The organism is Streptomyces sp. ISL-12 (genome assembly GCF_018614415.1).
Taxonomy (GTDB): Bacteria; Actinomycetota; Actinomycetes; order Streptomycetales; family Streptomycetaceae; genus Streptomyces.
The window spans coordinates 1-19670 of record NZ_JAGGOO010000022.1 but is presented as its reverse complement, the minus strand read 5'-3'; the positions used below and the strand labels follow the sequence as shown (position 1 = coordinate 19670).

At 73.4% G+C, this 19670-nt stretch carries 17 protein-coding genes; 13 read left to right on the top strand and 4 right to left on the bottom strand.

Annotated elements, in window-relative coordinates; genetic code table 11:
* The first annotated feature begins 116 nt into the window (after positions 1 to 116).
* From lpdA to J7I94_RS06380, 6 genes are all read left to right on the top strand, one after another.
* On the top strand, positions 117 to 1505 hold the full coding sequence (gene lpdA / locus J7I94_RS06405; protein ID WP_215165798.1) for a dihydrolipoyl dehydrogenase: 1389 nt from the start codon (positions 117 to 119) through the stop codon (positions 1503 to 1505).
* Between the two features lie 63 nt (positions 1506 to 1568).
* Positions 1569 to 3371, top strand: coding sequence for a 2-oxoglutarate dehydrogenase, E2 component, dihydrolipoamide succinyltransferase (gene sucB, locus J7I94_RS06400; RefSeq protein ID WP_215165796.1), 1803 nt, complete (start codon positions 1569 to 1571; stop codon positions 3369 to 3371).
* Between the two features lie 199 nt (positions 3372 to 3570).
* Entirely contained in the window at positions 3571 to 4194 is a 624-nt protein-coding gene (locus J7I94_RS06395) for a GntR family transcriptional regulator (RefSeq protein ID WP_215165795.1), read from the top strand.
* 348 nt (positions 4195 to 4542) lie between these two features.
* Complete coding sequence (gene aceE / locus J7I94_RS06390) at positions 4543 to 7245, top strand: pyruvate dehydrogenase (acetyl-transferring), homodimeric type (protein ID WP_215165793.1); 2703 nt, start codon at positions 4543 to 4545, stop codon at positions 7243 to 7245.
* A gap of 62 nt (positions 7246 to 7307) precedes the next feature.
* Positions 7308 to 8372, top strand: a complete 1065-nt coding sequence (locus tag J7I94_RS06385) for a YafY family protein (protein ID WP_215165791.1) — start codon at positions 7308 to 7310, stop codon at positions 8370 to 8372.
* A complete protein-coding gene (locus J7I94_RS06380; protein WP_215165869.1) occupies positions 8372 to 8890 on the top strand; it encodes a DUF4240 domain-containing protein in 519 nt (172 codons plus the stop codon). The genes J7I94_RS06385 and J7I94_RS06380 overlap by 1 nt, the downstream gene beginning before the upstream one ends.
* Before the next feature lie 145 nt (positions 8891 to 9035).
* On the opposite strand, the gene J7I94_RS06375 is transcribed toward J7I94_RS06380, so the two are convergent.
* Together J7I94_RS06375 and J7I94_RS06370 are read right to left on the bottom strand one after the other, a co-directional pair.
* The gene (locus tag J7I94_RS06375) at positions 9036 to 9266 is read right to left on the bottom strand and encodes a hypothetical protein (protein ID WP_215165789.1); all 231 of its coding nucleotides are present in this window, start codon (positions 9264 to 9266) and stop codon (positions 9036 to 9038) included.
* A 25-nt stretch (positions 9267 to 9291) separates the two neighbouring features.
* The gene (locus J7I94_RS06370; protein ID WP_374198361.1) at positions 9292 to 10200 is read right to left on the bottom strand and encodes a peptidoglycan recognition protein; all 909 of its coding nucleotides are present in this window, start codon (positions 10198 to 10200) and stop codon (positions 9292 to 9294) included.
* A gap of 199 nt (positions 10201 to 10399) precedes the next feature.
* Between J7I94_RS06370 and J7I94_RS06365 the strand changes: the two genes are divergently transcribed.
* Entirely contained in the window at positions 10400 to 11584 is a 1185-nt protein-coding gene (locus tag J7I94_RS06365; RefSeq protein ID WP_215165787.1) for a MarP family serine protease, read from the top strand.
* Between the two features lie 43 nt (positions 11585 to 11627).
* Here J7I94_RS06365 and J7I94_RS06360 read toward each other — a convergent pair whose 3' ends face one another.
* Complete coding sequence (locus tag J7I94_RS06360) at positions 11628 to 12122, bottom strand: GNAT family N-acetyltransferase (RefSeq protein ID WP_215165786.1); 495 nt, start codon at positions 12120 to 12122, stop codon at positions 11628 to 11630.
* A gap of 72 nt (positions 12123 to 12194) precedes the next feature.
* On the opposite strand from J7I94_RS06360, the gene J7I94_RS06355 reads away from it, so the two are divergent.
* Together J7I94_RS06355 and J7I94_RS06350 are read left to right on the top strand one after the other, a co-directional pair.
* A complete protein-coding gene (locus J7I94_RS06355; RefSeq protein ID WP_215165785.1) occupies positions 12195 to 13091 on the top strand; it encodes a TIGR01777 family oxidoreductase in 897 nt (298 codons plus the stop codon).
* Positions 13092 to 13288: 197 nt separating this feature from the next.
* Positions 13289 to 14713 carry an NAD(P)/FAD-dependent oxidoreductase gene (locus tag J7I94_RS06350; RefSeq protein WP_215165784.1) on the top strand — a complete coding sequence of 475 codons (1425 nt, stop codon included), beginning with the start codon at positions 13289 to 13291 and terminating at the stop codon, positions 14711 to 14713.
* A 48-nt stretch (positions 14714 to 14761) separates the two neighbouring features.
* On the opposite strand, the gene J7I94_RS06345 is transcribed toward J7I94_RS06350, so the two are convergent.
* The gene (locus tag J7I94_RS06345) at positions 14762 to 16228 is read right to left on the bottom strand and encodes a regulator (protein WP_215165783.1); all 1467 of its coding nucleotides are present in this window, start codon (positions 16226 to 16228) and stop codon (positions 14762 to 14764) included.
* A 256-nt stretch (positions 16229 to 16484) separates the two neighbouring features.
* Between J7I94_RS06345 and lipB the strand changes: the two genes are divergently transcribed.
* The 4 genes from lipB (at position 16485) to J7I94_RS06325 (ending at position 19598) form a co-directional block, all read left to right on the top strand.
* Positions 16485 to 17309, top strand: a complete 825-nt coding sequence (gene lipB, locus J7I94_RS06340) for a lipoyl(octanoyl) transferase LipB (protein WP_215165782.1) — start codon at positions 16485 to 16487, stop codon at positions 17307 to 17309.
* 73 nt (positions 17310 to 17382) lie between these two features.
* Complete coding sequence (lipA, locus tag J7I94_RS06335; protein ID WP_215165781.1) at positions 17383 to 18372, top strand: lipoyl synthase; 990 nt, start codon at positions 17383 to 17385, stop codon at positions 18370 to 18372.
* Positions 18373 to 18617: 245 nt separating this feature from the next.
* A complete protein-coding gene (locus J7I94_RS06330; protein ID WP_215165779.1) occupies positions 18618 to 18836 on the top strand; it encodes a hypothetical protein in 219 nt (72 codons plus the stop codon).
* A gap of 69 nt (positions 18837 to 18905) precedes the next feature.
* A complete protein-coding gene (locus tag J7I94_RS06325) occupies positions 18906 to 19598 on the top strand; it encodes a DUF4191 domain-containing protein (RefSeq protein WP_215165777.1) in 693 nt (230 codons plus the stop codon).
* Positions 19599 to 19670 lie beyond the last annotated feature (72 nt).

Genomic DNA, 19670 nt, shown 5'->3' with positions numbered 1-19670 from the left:
GAAGATGGGTCCCGGCAGGACAGGGCCCCACCAAGGGCCGAAGAACGAGCGGCCGGACACCAGCCGCCGACCGGTCGCTGGAGACCGGCGTGGCGCACATGCATGGAGGACGTGACGTGGCGAACGACGCCAGCACCGTTTTCGACCTAGTGATCCTCGGCGGTGGCAGCGGTGGTTACGCCGCGGCCCTGCGCGGGGCGCAGCTGGGCCTGGACGTCGCCCTGATCGAGAAGAACAAGGTCGGTGGTACCTGCCTGCACGTCGGCTGCATCCCCACCAAGGCGCTGCTGCACGCCGGTGAGATCGCCGACCAGGCCCGGGAGTCCGAGCAATTCGGCGTGAAGGCCACCTTCGAGGGCATCGACATGCCGGCCGTCCAGAAGTACAAGGACGAGGTCATCTCCGGCCTGTACAAGGGCCTGCAGGGGCTGATCGCCTCCCGCAAGGTGACGTACATCGAGGGTGAGGGCCGGCTCTCCTCCCCGACCTCGGTGGATGTGAACGGTCAGCGGATCCAGGGCCGCCACGTCCTGCTGGCGACCGGCTCCGTGCCGAAGTCGCTGCCGGGCCTGAACATCGACGGCGACCGGATCATCTCCTCCGACCACGCCCTCAAGCTGGACCGCGTGCCGAAGTCCGCGATCGTGCTGGGCGGCGGCGTGATCGGCGTCGAGTTCGCCTCCGCGTGGAAGTCCTTCGGCACCGACGTCACCATCGTCGAGGGCCTCAAGCACCTCGTCCCGGTCGAGGACGAGAACAGCTCGAAGCTGCTGGAGCGGGCGTTCCGCAAGCGCGGCATCAAGTTCAACCTGGGCACCTTCTTCCAGAAGGCCGAGTACACCCAGGACGGTGTCAAGGTCACGCTGGCCGACGGCAAGGAGTTCGAGGCCGAGGTCCTGCTCGTCGCCATCGGCCGCGGCCCGGTCTCGCAGGGCCTGGGCTACGAGGAGGCCGGGGTCGCCATGGACCGCGGCTACGTCCTCGTCGACGAGTACATGCGCACCAACGTGCCGACCATCTCGGCCGTCGGTGACCTGGTCCCGACCCTCCAGCTCGCGCACGTCGGCTTCGCCGAGGGCATCCTGGTGGCGGAGCGGCTGGCCGGTCTGAAGACCGTGCCGATCGACTACGACGGCGTGCCCCGGGTGACGTACTGCCACCCCGAGGTCGCCTCCGTGGGCATCACCGAGGCCAAGGCCAAGGAGATCTACGGTGCGGACAAGGTCGTCGCCCTGAAGTACAACCTGGCGGGCAACGGAAAGAGCAAGATCCTCAAGACCGCGGGCGAGATCAAGCTCGTCCAGGTCAAGGACGGTGCCGTGGTCGGCGTCCACATGGTCGGCGACCGCATGGGCGAGCAGGTCGGCGAAGCCCAGCTGATCTACAACTGGGAGGCGCTGCCCGCCGAGGTCGCGCAGCTCATCCACGCCCACCCGACGCAGAACGAGGCCCTCGGCGAGGCGCACCTGGCCCTCGCGGGCAAGCCGCTCCACTCCCACGACTGACCTCCCTCGGTCACTGGGCGCGACGACACAGACTTCCGCAATTCGTAAGGAGCAACCGAAACCATGGCGGTTTCCGTAACCCTTCCGGCGCTCGGCGAGAGCGTCACCGAGGGCACCGTCACCCGCTGGCTCAAGGCCGAGGGTGAGCGCGTCGAGGCCGACGAGCCGCTGCTCGAGGTCTCGACCGACAAAGTCGACACCGAGATCCCGGCACCCGCCTCCGGCGTGCTGTCCTCCATCAAGGTCGCCGAGGACGAGACGGTCGAGGTCGGCGCCGAGCTGGCCCTGATCGACGACGGCACCGGCGCCCCGGCCGCCGCTGAGGCCCCGGCCGCCGAGCAGGTCGCCGAGCCGGCCCCCGAGCCCGCCGCTGCCGCCCCCTCCACCGAGCAGGCCGCCCCGGCGCCCGCTCCGACCCCGCAGGCCGCGTCCGGCGGCGGCTCCGCCGAGGGCACGGACGTCGTCCTGCCCGCGCTCGGCGAGTCGGTCACCGAGGGCACCGTCACCCGCTGGCTGAAGCAGGTCGGCGAGGAGGTCACCGAGGACGAGCCGCTCCTCGAGGTGTCGACGGACAAGGTCGACACCGAGATCCCCGCCCCCGCCTCCGGCACCCTGCTGGAGATCGTGGTCGGCGAGGACGAGACCGCCGAGGTCGGCGCCAAGCTCGCCGTCATCGGCGCGGCCGGTGCCGCTCCCGCCGCCGCCCCGGCTCAGCAGGCCCCGGCCGCCCCGGCGCAGCCCGAGCCGACGCCCGCCCCGGCGGCCCCGGCCCCGGCCCCGCAGGCGCCGACCGCTCCGGCCCCGCAGCAGCAGGAGACCCCGGCGCCCGCGCCGGCCCCGGCCGCTCCGGCGCCCGCCCCGGCCCCCGCGCCCGCTCCGGCTCCGGCCGCGCAGGCCCCGGCCGCTCCCGCCGCCGCCCAGCCGGCCGACGACGGTGCCTACGTCACCCCGCTGGTGCGCAAGCTCGCCGCCGAGAACGGCGTCGACCTGTCCACCGTCTCGGGCACCGGCGTCGGCGGCCGTATCCGCAAGCAGGACGTCATCGCCGCCGCGGAGGCCGCCAAGGCCGCCGCCCCGGCCCCGGCCGCGGCTGCCGCCCCCGCTGCTCCGGCCGCCAAGAAGGCGCCGAAGCTGGAGGCGTCCCCGCTGCGCGGCCAGACCGTGAAGATGCCCCGCATCCGCAAGGTCATCGGCGACAACATGGTCAAGGCGCTGCACGAGCAGGCGCAGCTGTCCTCGGTCGTCGAGGTCGACGTCACCCGTCTGATGAAGCTGCGCGCCCGCGCCAAGGACGCGTTCGCGGCACGTGAGGGCGTCAAGCTCTCCCCGATGCCGTTCTTCGTCAAGGCCGCGGCCCAGGCGCTGAAGGCGCACGCGCCGATCAACGCCAAGATCAACGAGGCCGAGGGGACCATCACCTACTTCGACACCGAGAACATCGGTATCGCGGTGGACTCCGAGAAGGGCCTGATGACCCCGGTCATCAAGAACGCCGGTGACCTCAACATCGCCGGTATCGCCAAGGCCACCGCCGACCTGGCGGGCAAGGTCCGGGCCAGCAAGATCACGCCGGACGAGCTGTCGGGCGCGACCTTCACCATCTCCAACACCGGTTCGCGCGGTGCGCTCTTCGACACGATCATCGTGCCGCCGGGCCAGGTCGCGATCCTCGGCATCGGCGCGACGGTCAAGCGTCCCGCCGTGATCGAGACGGAGGAGGGCACGGTCATCGGCGTCCGCGACATGACGTACCTGACCCTGTCCTACGACCACCGCCTGGTGGACGGTGCCGACGCCGCGCGTTACCTGACCGCGGTCAAGGCCATCCTGGAGGCGGGCGAGTTCGAGGTCGAGCTGGGCCTCTGACCTGCACGGTCCTCACGGCGCCCCCGTCCGGAACACTCCGGGCGGGGGCGTCGCCGTGCTGGTCACACCCGGCGTGTAAGCCTCGTCTCACCTGCGTGAAAGCGCCCTTGTGCGCCCTACCGCCGGGGCCCGGCGGCCGTATTGTCTATTCGTCAACGCCCCAGGGGGCCGGTAGGGGCCCCTCCCTAAGGAGCCCTTCATGACCGCGCCCGTCGTCCACTCGCTCCGCGAGCAGATCCGCGAGCACATCCTGGAAGGGATCATCAGCGGGCGCTGGCAGCCGGGCGAGCGGATCGTGGAGCGGCGGATCGCCACCGAGCTGGAGGTCAGCCAGACGCCCGTACGGGAGGCCCTGCGCGAGCTGGAGTCGCTGCGGCTGATCGAGTCCGCGCCGAACAAGGGCGTACGGGTGCGGAACCTGACGGCGGCCGACCTGGAGGAGAGCTACCCGGTCCGCGCCGGCCTGGAGGCCATCGCGGCGGAGCTGGCGGCGGGGCGGCTGGCGGAGGACTGCTCGGCGCTGGAACCGCACGTCAGCGCGTTGTACGAGGCCGACCGGATGGCCGACGGGACGGCACAGGTGAGGCACACGGTCGGTTTCCACCGGGAGCTGGTGCGGGCGGCCGGCAACTCGGTGCTGCTGCACACCTGGGAGGGGCTGGGCATCGAGGTCTTCACGGCCCTGTCGATACGGTGGCTGGGCACGGTGCAGCAGTCCTACGCGGAGGAGCACGAGGAACTGGTCGCCGCGTTCAAGCGCCGTGACCCGCGCATCGCCGAGCTGGTCAAGTCCCACGTCCTGGGCTGCGCCCCGCGTCCCTGAGCTTCTTCGCCCCGCGCCCCCGCGGGGGCGCGGGGAACTGCGCGATCAGCCACGAAGCACCCGCAGCCGCCACACCACCGAACCACCCGAGCTTCCCCGCGCACCCCTACCGACCTGCAGAAACCGCCAACCTCGACAGTCACCCCGTGCCATCGCCGAAGGCACCCCGTGCCGACTTTCTCGTGATCAAGAGGTTTTGTCCCTCAACCCTTTGATCGATCATCGATCACGGGGTTACAGTCACCGATGGACTCCCACCGGAGCCCACGCCCTGTCCTGCCAAAGACCAAGGGCACCCCCGAACCCTTACCGATGAGGGAACCCCCTTCGACTGAGGAAGGCGGCGACATGACCGACCCCTACGCCATCCAGCCGAGCGCGCTCGACCAGCTCCCGGACCGGGACCCTGAGGAGACCGCCGAATGGCAGGCGTCCCTGGACGCCGTCGCGAAGGCGGCCGGCCCGCACCGGGCCGCCTACCTGATGCGGCGCACGCTGGAGCGTGCCGAGGGAGCCGGCGTCGCACTGCCGAAGCTCCTCGAGACGGACTACGTCAACACCATCCCCACCTCCGCCGAGCCCGCCGTGGACGGCGACGAGGAGATGGAGCAGCGGATCACCGCCTGGAACCGCTGGAACGCGGCGGCGATGGTGACCCGCGGCAGCAAATACGGCGTCGGCGGCCACATCGCCACCTTCGCCTCCGCGGCCTGGCTCTACGAGACCGGCTTCAACCACTTCTTCCGCGGCAAGGAAGGTGACGGCTCCGGCGACCAGCTCTACGTCCAGGGCCACGCCTCCCCCGGCATCTACGCCCGCGCCTTCCTCGACGGCCGGCTGAACGAGGACCACCTCGACAACTTCCGCCGCGAGTCCGGCGGCAACGGCCTCCCGTCGTACCCGCACCCGCGGCGCCTGCCCTGGCTGTGGGAGTTCCCGACCGTGTCGATGGGCCTCGGCCCGATCTCCGCGATCTACCAGGCTCGGTTCAACCGCTACCTGACCAGCCGCGGCATCAAGGACGTCTCCGACTCCCACGTGTGGGCGTTCCTCGGTGACGGCGAGATGGACGAGCCGGAGTCGACCACCGCGCTCACCCTCGCCGCCCGTGAGGGCCTGGACAACCTGACCTTCGTCATCAACTGCAACCTGCAGCGCCTCGACGGTCCGGTCCGCGCCAACTTCAAGATCGTGCAGGAGCTGGAGTCCCTCTTCCGCGGCTCCGGCTGGAACGTGGTCAAGACCCTGTGGGGCACCGCCTGGGACGAGCTGTTCCAGCTCGACACCACGGGCGCGCTCGTACGCCGGCTGCGCGAGGTACCCGACGCGCAGGTCCAGACGTACCAGACCCGCGACGCCGCCTACATCCGCCAGGACTTCTTCGGCAAGGACCCGGCGCTCGTCGAGATGGCGAAGCTGCTGAGCGACGACAAGATCCTGGAGTGCTTCCACTTCTCGCGCGGCGGCCACGAGGCCCGCAAGGTCTACGCCGCGTACAAGGCCGCGCTCGCCCACAAGGGCGCGCCGACCGTGATCCTGGCCCAGACGGTCAAGGGCCACACCCTCGGCAAGGGCTTCGCGTCCAAGAACGCCAACCACCAGATGAAGAAGCTGACGGTGGACGAGTTCAAGGAGATGCGCGACCTGCTCGGGCTGCCGATCAAGGACAGCGACTTCGTCGACGGCGTGGTCCCCTACGGCCACCCGGGCGCCGACTCCCCCGAGGTCCGCTACCTCCAGGAGCGCCGCGCGGCCCTCGGCGGTCCCGCCCCGGCCCGCCGTACGCACGCCCTGGCCCCGCTGCCCGCGCCCGCGGAGAAGGCGTTCGCCGCCTTCGACAAGGGCTCCGGCACGCAGTCCGTGGCGACCACGATGGCGTTCGTCCGCCTGGTCAAGGACCTGGTCCGCGACAAGGAGACCGGCAAGCGCTGGGTGCCGATCGTCCCCGACGAGGCGCGCACCTTCGGCATGGAGAGCCTGTTCCCGTCGCTCGGGATCTACTCCCCCAAGGGCCAGACGTACGAGCCGGTCGACCGCGACCAGCTGATGTACTACAAGGAGGCCGAGAACGGCCAGATCCTCAACGAGGGGATCACCGAGGCCGGCTCGATGGCCGACTTCATCGCCGCGTCCACCGCGTACGCCACGCACGGCGAGGCGATGATCCCGTTCTACATCTTCTACTCGATGTTCGGCTGGCAGCGCACGGCCGACCAGATGTGGCAGCTCGGCGACCAGCTCGGCCGCGGCTTCCTGATCGGCGCCACCGCAGGGCGCACCACGCTGACCGGCGAGGGCCTCCAGCACGCCGACGGCCACACCCCGGTGATCGCCGCGACCAACCCGGCGTCCCTGACGTACGACCCGGCGTTCGCCTACGAGATCGCCGTCATCGTCAAGGAGGGTCTGCGCCGGATGTACGGCGAGGCCAAGCCGGGCGAGGACCAGAACGTCTTCTACTACCTCACCGTCTACAACGAGCCGATGCCGCAGCCCGCGAAGCCGCAGGGCCTCGGCATCGACGAGGGCATCGTCAAGGGCCTGTACCGCTTCAACACGGCGGAGTCGGCGGGCCTGGCCCCGGCGGCGAACGCCCCGCGCATCCAGCTGCTCGCCTCCGGTACGGCGATCCACTGGACGCTCAAGGCGCAGCAGCTGCTCGCCGCCGAGTGGGGCGTGGCCGCCGACGTGTGGTCCGCGACCTCCTGGACGGAGCTGCGCCGGGACGCCATGGACGCCGACGCGGCGCTGCTGCGCGGCGAGGACCGCACGCCGTACGTCCGGCAGGCGCTGCAGGGCGCCGAGGGTCCGGTGCTGGCGGTCTCCGACTACATGCGCCAGGTCCCCGACCAGATCGCGCAGTGGGTCGAGCAGGACTGGTCCTCGCTGGGCGCCGACGGCTTCGGCCTGTCGGACACCCGTGAGGGCGCCCGCCGCCACTTCGGCGTGGACGCCGAGTCCGTCGTCGTCGCGGCACTGGCCCAGCTGGCCCGGCGCGGCGAGATCAAGGCGACGGCCGTGAAGGAGGCGCGCGAGCGCTACGGTCTGTAAGACCGGTCGTTGTGCACAGGAGCCCCCGCCATCCCGGCGGGGGCTCCTGCATGATGTGGGCCATGCGTGCCGCCCGCCTCATCAAGATGGTTCTGCTGCTCCAGTCCCGGCCCTCGATGACCGCCGCCGAGCTGGCCCGGGAGCTGGAGGTGTCCGAGCGGACGGTCACCCGGGACGCGCAGGCCCTGTCCGAGGCCGGCGTGCCGGTGTACGCGGAGCGGGGCCGGGCCGGCGGCTACCGGCTGATCGGCGGCTACCGCACCCGGCTGACGGGGCTGCACCGGAGCGAGGCCGAGGCGCTGTTCCTGTCGGGGGTGCCGGGGGCGCTGCGCGAGATGGGCCTGGAGGACGCGGCGTCGGCGGCCCGTCTGAAGGTCTCGGCGGCCCTCCTGCCCGCCCTGCGGGACGCCTCCCGTACGGCCGCGCAGCGCTTCCACCTGGACGCCCCGAACTGGTTCACCGAGCCGCGCACGCCCGAGCTGCTGCCGGCGGTGGCGGACGCGGTGTGGGACGACCGCCGGATCACGGCGCGCTACCGGCGCGGCGAGGACGAGGTCGAGCGGGAGCTGGAGCCGTACGGGCTCGTCCTGAAGGCGGGTGTCTGGTACCTGTGCGCCCGGGTGACGGACGCGGCGGGCGCGGCGGGCGACGGGGGCTTCCGGGTCTACCGGATCGACCGGTTCGTGTCGGCCGATCCGGCCGGCGAGCGGTTCGCGCGGGACGAGGGGTTCGATCTGCCCGGGTTCTGGGCGGAGCGGGCGGAGCAGTTCGCGCGGTCGATCCTGCGGACCGAGGTGGTGGTACGGCTCTCCCCGGCCGGTGCGCGGCGGCTGTCGTACGCCGTGGACCCGGTGGCCGCCCGGCAGGCCCTGGCCGCCGCCGGGCCGCCGGACGGGGAGGGACTGCTCACGGTGACGCTGCCGGTGGAGTCGGAGGAGGTCGCCCACGAGCAGCTCGGGGCGCTCGGCCCGGAGGCGGAGGTGCTGGCCCCCGAGTCGCTGCGCGAGCGGTTCGCGGCGGACGCCCGGCGGCTCGCCGCCCTGTACGGGCAGGGGGCCGAGGGGCGGACGGCGATCCGCCGCCCGGACGTGCGTCCCGGTCCGCCAGGGCCGATGCTGGACGCGTGATGGACGAGACGGAGTTCTGGGAGCTGATCGACACCGCTCGCCGGGGTGCCGAGGGCGACCCCGAGGACCAGGCCGACCTGCTGGTGGAGCGGCTGTGCCGGCTGGACCCGGAGGCGGTCCTCGACTTCGCCCGTCACTTCGAGGTCCGCTACCAGCGTGCCTCCACCTGGGAGCTGTGGGGCGCCGCCTGGATCCTGCTCGGCGGCGCGAGCGACGACGCGTTCGACTGCTTCCGGTGCTGGCTGATCGGCCAGGGCCGGGAGGTCTACGAGGGCGCCGTGCACGACGCGGACGCGCTGGCCGACCTGCTCGACGACTTCGACGAGGAGGTCGACGGCGACGGCGAGGACCTCGGCTACGCGGCCGACGAGGCCTACGAGCAGCTCACCGGCGTGGTCGCCCCGGACCTGGACATCCCCCCGCCACCCGCCGAACCGGTGGGCACCCCGATCGACCTGGAGAACGACCGGGCGCTGGCGGAGCGGCTGCCCCGGCTGTGGGAGCGGTTCGGCGACTGAGGACCCGTCCGGCGGGCGCACGGGCGGGCGCGGGCCCGCCCCGCCCCGCCCCGCCTCGGCCCGGCCGAGCCCCGCTTCGACCTCTTCCTCGACGTGCTCCTGCGCGGGCTCCCGGCCCGGGAGCCCGCGGCGTGGGCCGTCCCGCTCAGGCCGCGCGGCGGCGGGTCGTGTCCGTCGGGATGTACGCCTGGGTCTGCTCGGCCTTCAGGGCGGTCGCGTGGTGCTGCGGGGCCGCGTTGGCCTGGTCCAGGGCGGAGGCGGTGACGGCGGCCGGGCCCAGGACCACGGCCGCGGCGGCGGCCAGCGCGGTCCAGGGGCGGCGCAGCGCCTCGGCCCAGGTGCTGGTGCTGGTGCTGTGGTCCTGGCTGTTCTTCATGGTCCCCACCTCCGGTCGGCTTGTGTCACCGACCGTAGGAGGCCGGGCTCTGAGGAGCCTGCGCGGCCGCTGTGGCCGTCCTGTGAGACGTGGGGCGGCCCTGGAGCCGGGCCGCGCGTTCCCGGATCTCTGGGAGCTCGGCGGTGAGCGCGGCGCCGGGGCAGCTGGTCTGGTAACCGTCGTCGTGCCCGGCGACGGCGGGCAGCGCGGCGGCGGTGCCGGCGGCGTACCGGCTGAGGCCGTTGCTGGAGACCAGGCGGACCCGGTCGCGCGGGTCGGTGCCGGCGGGGCCCAGTTTCCAGGCGGCCAGCGCGGCGATCGCGTCGGTCAGCGCGCGGGGCACCGGCACGCCCTCGGTGTAGGTGCCGAGGGCGGCGATGCCGGTGGTGCGGTGGTTGAAGCCCTGGGTGTGGGCGCCGGTCACGGCCCGGTCGACGCCGCCGGCGCGGCCCTCGTAGACGGTGCCGCAGCGGTCGACGACGAAGTTGTAGCCGAGGTCGTCCCATTCCCGGGCGCCGGTCTGGCCGGTGTAGATGTCGCGCAGGATGCGGGGCGTGTCGGCGCAGTCGTAGCCGTTGGGGCTGTCGGTGTGGTGGACGAAGACGGCGACGACCTGGTCGTCGTAGCGCGGGGGCGGCTGCCGGCGGGCGGCGTCGCCCAGCCAGGACGAGCGGGGGACGATCTGCGGCCGGGGTGCGGAGTACCGGCTCTCCGGCCGGGTGGTGGCGCGGGCGTGCGGGCCGGCCGGCCGGTCCGTGCCGGTCAGGAACAGTGTCAGCCCGACGGCGGCGGCGAGGACGGGCAGACAGCCGAGCAGCAGGACGGGGACCGGGACGCTGCGTGGAACGCGAAGCGGGACACGGACCGGAATGCGGAGCGGGATGCGTCCCGCGCGCCGTCTCGCGGCCTCCCGGAGCCCTCGCAGCACACGCATGTCATCCACTGTCCGTCCGTCGTGACCCGCCCGCGACGTGCGTTGTGCCACCCGGTGGAACCATCGTCCCGGTCCGCGGCGTTTCCCCGGGTAGCCGCACGTGTGGCCGGTTACCGGCCGCGGGTGCGGCACCGGCTGATCGCCGGGCCCTTCCGGCACGTACCGAGGGGTGCCAGGGTCCGAGAGAAAGGCGGCTCGTGTGGATCTGCTCGACATCGTGCTGGCGCTGGTGGTGCTGGCGTACGCGGTCTCCGGGTACCGGCGCGGGCTGGTGGCGGGCTGTGTCTCGCTCGCCGGGTTCGTCGGCGGTGCGGTCGTCGGCGTGTGGATCCTGCCGTGGGTGATGGAGCTGGTGACGCCGGGGACGACGACGGCGACGGTGACCGCCGTGCTGACGGTGCTGGTCCCGGCGGCGGTGGGGCACGAGCTGGCGGGGCGGCTCGCGCTCAGGCTGCGGCGGGAGCTGGACGCCGGGCCGCTCAGGGTCGCCGACGGGGTGGGCGGGGCGGTGGCCAACTCGGTGGCGGCGCTGATCGTGGCGTGGGTGGCGGCGAGCGTGCTGGCCGCGTCGCCGACGCCGCTGCTCACCTCGGCGATCCGGGACTCGGCGGTGCTGGGCGCGGTGCAGCGGGCGATGCCGGAGACCACCCCGGCGTGGTTCTCGCGGGCCACCTCGGCGCTGACCGAGGCGGGGTTCCCGCAGGTCTTCAACCCCTTCGAGAACGAGTCGACCGCCCAGGTCGCCGAGCCCTCCGGGGACAGCGTCACGGCGGCGGCCACCAACGCCGCCAAGCTGAGCACGGTGAAGATCGAGGGCGTGGCCGGCGCCCAGGGCCGTGAGGGCAGCGGCTTCGTGTACGCCGACCGGCATGTGATGACCAACGCCCATGTGGTGGCCGGCATGGACGCCCCGGGCGTGCGGGTGGGCGGGGTCGGACGGACGTACGAGGCGCGGGTGGTGCTGTTCGACCCCGACAAGGACGTGGCGGTGCTGTACGTGCCGGAGCTGGACGCGCCCGCCCTGCGGTTCGACGACGAGGCCGGGCGCGGTGACGCGGCGGTGGTCGCCGGGTACCCGCAGGACGGCGCGCTGGACCTGCGGGCGGCGACGGTGGCGGGCCGCGTGCGGGCCACGGGCCAGAACATCTACAGCGACGCCGAGGTCACCCGGGAGATCTACTCCATACGCTCCACGGTCCGCCCGGGCAACTCCGGCGGGCCGCTGCTGACCACCGAGGGCCGGGTGTACGGCGTGGTCTTCGCCCGCTCCACCTCCGACGCCGCCACCGGGTACGTGCTGACGGCGGCCGAGGTGTCCGGCGAGGCGCGGCGCGCGGCGACGGCCACGGCGGCCGTGGACACGGGGGCGCCGGTGACGTCGTAGCACGGTCCCCGGAGACCGGAGCAGGGCCGTCGGAGCAGCGCCGTCAGAGCAGGGACTTGCCCATCAGCACGTCGTCGACGTACGCGCCGTCCAGGTGGAACTCCTCGGGCAGCACCCCTTCGACGGCGAAGCCCTCGGACTCGTAGAGCTTCCGGGCGGGCGTGTTGGGGCCGAGGACGCGCAGGGTGAGGCGGCGGGCGCCCTGGCGGCGGGCCTCCTCGGCGGCGGCGCGCAGCAGGAGGCGGCCGATGCCGTGGCCGCGGGCCGCCTCGGCGACGGCGAGGCCGTGGACGGCCCGGACGTGCCGGTTGGAGGCGAGAGGGGTGGGGCGCCCGAGGCGGAGGTAGCCGACGACGCGGCCGCCGAGTTCGGCGACGAGGTGGGCGTCGGGGCCCGCGTGGTCCTCGAAGAAGGGGGCGTCCGGTTCCGGGCGGGGCGAGACCGCGTGCAGCGGGGACCAGGTCTCCCGGTCGAGCAGGCCCAGCGCCTCTTCGTCGTCGGGCCGGGCGGATCGTATGTGCGGTGCTTCGTCGGGCATGGCGGTCACTTTACGGCGCGACGGCGGCGGCCCCCGAGGCATTGATGCGCCGGTGGCGGCAGGATGTTCCTCATGGAACCTTCCCGCATCGCGGTGGCCGGCGCGTCCGGTCTGATCGGCAGCGCGCTGGCGCGGTCCCTGACGGCGGACGGGCACGAGGTGGTGCGCCTGGTGCGGCACGCGCCCCGGGGGCCGGGCGAGGTCCGCTGGGACCCCGAGCGGGGCCGGGTGGACACGGCCGGGCTGGCCGGCTGCGACGCCGTGGTCAACCTGGCCGGGGCCGGTGTCGGAGACCGGCGCTGGACGGCGGCGTACAAGGCGCGGATCCGAAACAGCCGGGTCCACGGCACGGCGGCGCTGGCCCGCGCCGTCGCCTCCCTGGACCGGCCGCCGGGGGTCTTCGTGAACGGCAGCGCGATCGGTCTCTACGGGGAGACCGGGGAGCGGGCGGTCGACGAGAGCGCCCCCGCGGGCGAGGGATTCCTGCCCGGCGTGTGCGTCGAGTGGGAGGCCGCCGCCGCGCCCGCCCGGGAGGCCGGCGTACGGACGGTGTTCACCCGTACCGGGCTGGTCGTCGCGCGCGGCGGCGGGGCGTGGGGGCGGCTGTTCCCGCTGTTCAAGGCGGGGCTCGGCGGACGCCTGGGCGACGGGCGGCAGTACTGGTCGTTCATCGCGCTGCACGACGAGGTGGCCGCGATCCGCCATCTGCTGGCCCGCGAGGACCTGTCCGGCCCGTTCAACCTGACCGCCCCGCGGCCGCGCACCAACCGGGAGATCACCGAGGCGATGAGCCGGGTCCTGCGCCGGCCCGCTCTCTTCGCGGTCCCCGCTCCGGTGCTGCGGACGGTGCTCGGCGAGATGGCCGGGGACGTGCTGGGCAGCGCGCGGGTGGTGCCGGGGCGGCTGCTGGAGTCGGGCTTCCGGTTCGCGTTCCCGGAGATCGAGGGGGCGATCCGCGCGGCCCTGTGACCCGCCGCGGCGGCGCGCCGGGCGACGGCCCGGGCCGGGCGGACCCGGCCGCGTGCGACCTGCGTGCGACCGTGCCCTGTCTCCGTGCGACTGTCACCGACCGGACGCGGCCCTAGTCTCGATCTGAACTCGGGTATTCCGAAAGCCAGTTGGGGGCCAGCCGCCTCCAGTGGCCGCGCGATCGCGAGGAGGGGCACGTGCTTGAGCCCGCGTACCAGGCGGACGTCGTCGTCGTGGGGGCCGGGGTCGCCGGACTCGCGGCGGCACACCGGCTGACCAGCCAGGGAGTGTCGACCGTGGTCCTGGAGGCGGCCCCCGTGACGGGCGGCCGGATGGCGACCGAGAAGGTCGACGGCTTCCGGCTCGACCGGATCGGGCAGTCGCTGTCGACGTCCTGTCCCGAACTGAGGCTCGTCCCCGGCCTGGACGGGCTCGTGCTGCGGCCCTTCGCACCGGGGGCCCTGGTCCACAGCGAAGGTCTGCACCACCGCGTGAGCGCCCCCTACGGCTCCGGGGGCGCACGGGGCGCATTGCACGCCGTACGCGCCCTGGCGAGCGCTCCGCGGCCGGTGCCGGGGGCGCGTGGGCCGGTGCCGGGAGCCGGCCGGGCCGGGGCCTTCCCCCGGGCGGCCGGGCGGCAGGCGGTGGCCCGCCGGGTGCGGGCCGGGTCCCCGCTGGGCACCGCCGTCGACCAGGCCCGGCTGACCGCCGCGCTCACCCGGCTCGCGACCACGCCGGTCGAACGGCTGCTGGCCCGCCCGGAGCTGCCCGCGCGGCAGGCGCTCGCCGTCCGCGGGCTGCCCGCCCGCACCATCGACGGCTTCCTGCGTCCGCTGCTCGCCGCGCTGCTGTGCGACCCGGAGCTGACCACCTCCAGCCGGTGCGCCGACCTGGCGCTGCGCGCCTTCGCGACCGGGCGGCTGGGGCTGCCGGAGGGCGGCGCCGAGACCCTGCCGGCCCTGCTGGCCGGGGCACTGCCGCCGGGCACCGTGCGCACCGGCGTACGGGTCACCTCGATCGCCACCAACGCGGTGACCACCGCCGCGCACGGCGTCCTGCGCTGCCGTGCGGTGCTGCTGGCCACCGACGCCCGGGCCGCCGCCGAGCTGCTGCCCGGGCTGCGGGTCCCGGACTTCCACCCGGTGACGGTGGTGCACCACACCACCGACGAGCCCCCGGCGACCGGCTCGGCCCTGCTGCTCGACGCCGACCGGGGCGGCCCGGTCGCCCACACGGCCGTGGTCAGCGAGGTGGACCCGTCCCGCGCCCCGGCCGGCCGCGCCCTGGTGTCGTCCACCGTCCTCGGCCCGCCCCCGCCCGACGTCGACACCGCCGTACGCGCCCACCTGTCCCGCCTCTACGGCACCTCGACCGCGCGCTGGGAGACCCTGGCGGTGCACCACACGCCCGAGGCGGTGCCGGCCATGCGCCCGCCGCACGACCCGCGCCGCCCGGTGCGCCTGCTGGCGGGCCTGTACGTCTGCGGCGACCACCGCGACGCGGGCACCGTCCAGGGCGCCCTCCGCTCGGCCCACCGCGCGGCGACAGCCGTCCTGACGGACCTGGGCACGGGGGGCTCCCTGCACCGGGCGGACCCCGGCCCGACCAGTCGAGCGGCGTGAACACCGCTGACCGCGCGACCAGCCGCGACGGAGCCGCACCCGGCACTCCTAGCCGAGCGCGGCGACCTTGTCCCGATACCCCCGGACCGGCGCCGCATCACGGTACGGCTCCAGCCTCCGCTCGAACTCCCGCACGTACTCCACCGCCCGCGCCGACCGCATCTCCGCCGCCTGCCCGGCCGCCTCGGCCCCCAAGTGGCACGCCGCGTCCAGCTCGCCGAGGCCCAGCCGGGCGGTGGCCAGGACCACCCGGCAGAACAGCCGGCTGCGGGCCTGGGCCCCGGGCCGCAGTTGCAGGGACCGCTCCGCCTGCTGCGCGGCGACCCGGAACTGCTGGAGGTCCCGGTGGCAGTGGGCCAGTTCGTCGGCGAGCTGCGCCTCGTCGAAGAACCGCGCCCAGTGCGGCACCTCGTCGCCGGGCCGGGCGGCCTCCATGGCCCGTTCGGCCCGCACCAGGGCCGCGGTGCAGGCCCGCACCTCGCCGAGCACCCCGTACCCGCGCGCCTCGCAGACGTGCAGCAGCGCCTGCACCACGGGCGGCGCGGTGCTGCCGACGCCCTGCTGGGCGACGCGGGCGAGCTGCACCGCCTCGCGCCCGTGCCCGAGGTAGACGGCCTGCCGGCTCATGGTGGCCAGCACGTAGGACCCGTACGGCCGGTCCCCGGCCGCCTGCGCGAGCCGCAGGGCCTGCACGAAGTAGCGCTGCGCGAGCCCGTGCGCGGCGATGTCGTACGAGGTCCAGCCGGCGAGCCGGGTGAGGTCGGCGGCGGCGGCGAACAGGCGGCGGCCGGTCTGCTCGCCGTAGCTGCCGCGCAGCATCGGCTCCAGTTCGTGTTCGAGGTAGCGGACCAGGGCCTGCCGGGCGTGGCCGCCGCCGTAGCGGTCGTCCAGGCTGCGGAAGAGTTCGCCCACCGAGCGCAGCGCGGCGAGGTCGCCGGCGCCGACCCGCAGTCCGGGGCCGCGGTCGACCGGGGAGCGCCGCCGCCCCCCGGCCTCCAGCTGGGCCGGGATGCCGGGGACCGCCGGGCGGCCCTGGGCGGGGATGCGGACCGGCGGTTCGGCGCGGGCCACCTTGTCGTCGGCGCGGCCGATCAGCCAGTCCCGGCTGGGCACGACGAGGCCCGCCGGGGTGAACGCGATCTTGCGGAGTTCGGCGTGGCTGCCGGAGTCCTTGCGCCACAGGCCGCTGACGATGTCGACGGCCTCCTCGGGGGTCGCGGCGAACTCCAGGCCCGCGTAGACGGGGGCACAGGCGTCCAGGCCGAGGTCCTGGGCGGTGAGCCGGCGGCCGAGACGCCGGGTGAAGACCTCGGCGATCAGTGCGGGGGTGGTGCCTCGGGGCTGCTGGCCGCGCAGCCATCGGGTGACGGACGTCTTGTCGTATCTGAGGTCCAGTCCGTGTTCGAGGCCGAGCTGGTCGACGCGACGCGCGAGACCCGCGTTGGAGAAGCCGGCTTCGGCGATGAGCGCGGCGAGCTGGCGGTTGGGGGTGCGCTGCGCGGGTCGTTCCGTCATGGTGCGGTGCGGTCTCCTGCCTTCCGGGGCGTGCGAAGTGCCCGGATTGCCTGTGAGCAGCCCTTATGGCCTCGTGAACGGCGCGAATGTAGCGGAGAGTAAGCACCTCATCGCACACTTCCTCATCTCTTCATCCGATCGTGTGAGGATCGGCCGTCCGGCTGACGGCTCCGGTCCCCCGTCGGCTCCCCAAGGGGCGGACGTACAGTGGCGTGGGCACCAGTCGTGCCTTACTACGTCCAGGGAGGCGCTTGCCGTGAGTGGGTTGCGGTTCGTCCGTATGGGGTTCGGTGCGGAGGCGGTCGAGTACCAGGAGGCGTGGGACGAGCAGCGCCGGGTGCACGCGGCGCGGTTCGCCGACGAGGTCCCGGACACCGTGCTGCTCCTTGAGCACCCGCCGGTCTACACGGCCGGCCGGCGCACGGCGGACAACGAGCGCCCCCTCGACGGCACCCCGGTCATCGACGTGGACCGCGGCGGCAAGATCACCTGGCACGGCCCCGGCCAGCTGGTGGGCTACCCGATCCAGAAGCTCCCGCGCCCGGTGGACGTCGTCGCGCACGTACGGCGGCTGGAGGAGGCCCTGATCCGCACCTGCGCGGAGTTCGGCCTGGAGACCACCCGGGTCGAGGGCCGCAGCGGGGTCTGGGTCCTCGGCGACCCGGTGGAGCGGCGCCCGGCCTGGGGGTCCCCCCGGCCGGAGGCTGGGGGAGGGCTCTCCCTCGACTTCGACCCCCGGCTCACCGACGAGGAGTTCGACCCCCGGCTCAACGGCCCGGAGTACGCGCCCTCCAACGCCGGGCAGCGGCGAGAGGACCGGAAGATCGCCGCGATCGGCATCCGGGTCGCCAAGGGTGTCACCATGCACGGCTTCGCGCTCAACGTGCAGCCCGACAACAAGTGGTTCGACAAGATCATCCCGTGCGGCATCCGGGACGCCGGCGTCGCCTCCCTGGCGAACGAGCTGGGCCGGGACGTCACGATCGAGGAGGTGCTGCCGGTCGTGGAGCGGCACCTGAGGGACGTACTGGAGAACGCGGAACTCAAGCCGCGCGTGATCGAGAAGACACCGGCCGCCTGAGACAGGAGGCGGGCTTTCGAAAACACGGGCGTACCCTGAAGACGCCGAAGAATCAAACGCTAGGGAGCCGGTCGTGTCCGCAGTCGCACCCGACGGACGCAAGATGCTGCGCCTGGAGGTCCGCAACAGCCAGACCCCCATCGAGCGCAAGCCCGAGTGGATCAAGACCCGGGCGAAAATGGGTCCCGAGTACACCAAGATGCAGAACCTGGTGAAGGGCGAGGGCCTGCACACCGTCTGCCAGGAAGCCGGCTGTCCCAACATCTACGAGTGCTGGGAGGACCGCGAGGCGACCTTCCTCATCGGCGGCGACCAGTGCACCCGGCGCTGCGACTTCTGCCAGATCGACACCGGCAAGCCCGAGGCGCTCGACCGCGACGAGCCCCGCCGCGTCGGCGAGTCCGTGGTCACCATGGACCTGAACTACGCCACCATCACCGGCGTCGCCCGCGACGACCTGGAAGACGGCGGCGCCTGGCTGTACGCCGAGACCGTGCGCCAGATCCACCAGCAGACCGCCGAGCGCGCCGAGGGCCGCACCAAGGTCGAGCTGCTGGCCCCCGACTTCAACGCGGTCCCGGAGCAGCTCGCCGAGGTCTTCGCCTCCCGCCCCGAGGTCTTCGCGCACAACGTCGAGACGGTCCCGCGCATCTTCAAGCGCATCCGCCCCGGCTTCCGCTACGAGCGCTCCCTCAAGGTCATCACCGAGGCCCGCGACTTCGGCCTGGTGACCAAGTCCAACCTGATCCTCGGCATGGGCGAGACCCGCGAGGAGGTCAGCGAGGCGCTGAAGCAGCTGCACGAGGCGGGCTGCGAGCTGGTGACCATCACGCAGTACCTGCGGCCCTCCGTGCGCCACCACCCCGTGGAGCGCTGGGTCAAGCCGCACGAGTTCGTGGAGCTGAAGGAGGAGGCCGAGCAGATCGGCTTCTCCGGCGTCATGTCGGGCCCGCTGGTGCGCTCCTCGTACCGGGCCGGGCGGCTGTACCAGATGGCCGTCGAGCAGCGTCATTCGGCTGCTCCGCAGCGGGGGGGCGCGTTCGTCGCCGCCCAGGCTGTGTGAATTCGCGCACAAGAACCTACTCGCCGGTAATGGCCGGTACGACGCGGTCCCGGCCGTCCTCGCAGATGAGGGCCACGGTCGGGGCCGCGCCGGGGTTTCGCACCCCGACTCCGGGGCTTCATGGGTGTTTGACCGGCGGGTCACGCCCTGGTAACACCAATCAGTGACGCTGGACTCACGCCACGTACAGCCTTGCCCAACACCCCGCACCGCCATCCACCGCCGTCCCGAGGGGGGACCTCCAGATGCAGGCCGCGCCCGTCCGCGCCACCGCCATCCCGTCGTTCACCAGTGCCCTGCGCGCCGTCGAGTCGCTGCTGATGAGCGGTGGCCAGCGCACCGCCCGCCGCAACGCCTGGACGTCCGTCCTGGAGGACCGCCGCCGCGCCAAGGACCGCGTCGAGGCCGAGCGCGTCCTCGGCCAGGCCGCCCAGGCCGGCCAGAGCGCCTCCGTCCGCCTCTGACACCCGCCGCGGGGCTCCCCGCGGACACTGCCTTCGTCGGCGCCGTCGGGGACACGTAGACTTCGGTGCATGGCGAGGAAGGACAACGCGGCGGACGCCGCGAACCCCGGGCGACTGAAGCAGATCGCTCTGACCTACAAGATGACCCGCAGGGCCGACAAGAAGATCGGTCTTGTACTCGCGGCTGTCGGAATCATCGTCTTCGGTGTCTTCCTCGCGATCGGTTTCCTGATCGGTCACCCCATCTATCTCGGCATCCTGGGCCTGCTGCTCGCCTTCCTCGCGACGGCGATCGTGTTCGGGCGCCGGGCCGAGCGGGCGGCCTTCGGGCAGATGGAGGGCCAGCCGGGCGCCGCCGCGGCGGTACTGGACAACGTCGGCCGGGGCTGGACGACGACTCCGGCGGTGGCGATGAACCGCAACCAGGACGTGGTGCACCGCGCGGTCGGCAAGGCCGGCATCGTGCTGGTGGCGGAGGGCAACCCGAACCGGGTGAAGTCCCTGCTCGCCGCCGAGAAGCGGAAGATGAACCGGATCGTCGCCGACGTCCCCGTGCACGACCTGATCGTGGGCGACGGCGAGGGCCAGGTGCCGCTGAAGAAGCTGCGCACGACCATGCTCAAGCTGCCGCGCGTCCTGACCGGTCCGCAGGTCACCGTGACCAACGACCGGCTGCGCGCCCTGGGCGACCTGATGAGCAACATGCCGCTGCCCAAGGGCCCGATGCCCAAGGGGATGCGGATGCCGAAGGGCCCGCGCTAGACACGCGCTCCGCGTACACGCGTACACGTGAGTGGGGGCGCCCGGAATCTCTCCGGGCGCCCCCACTCACGT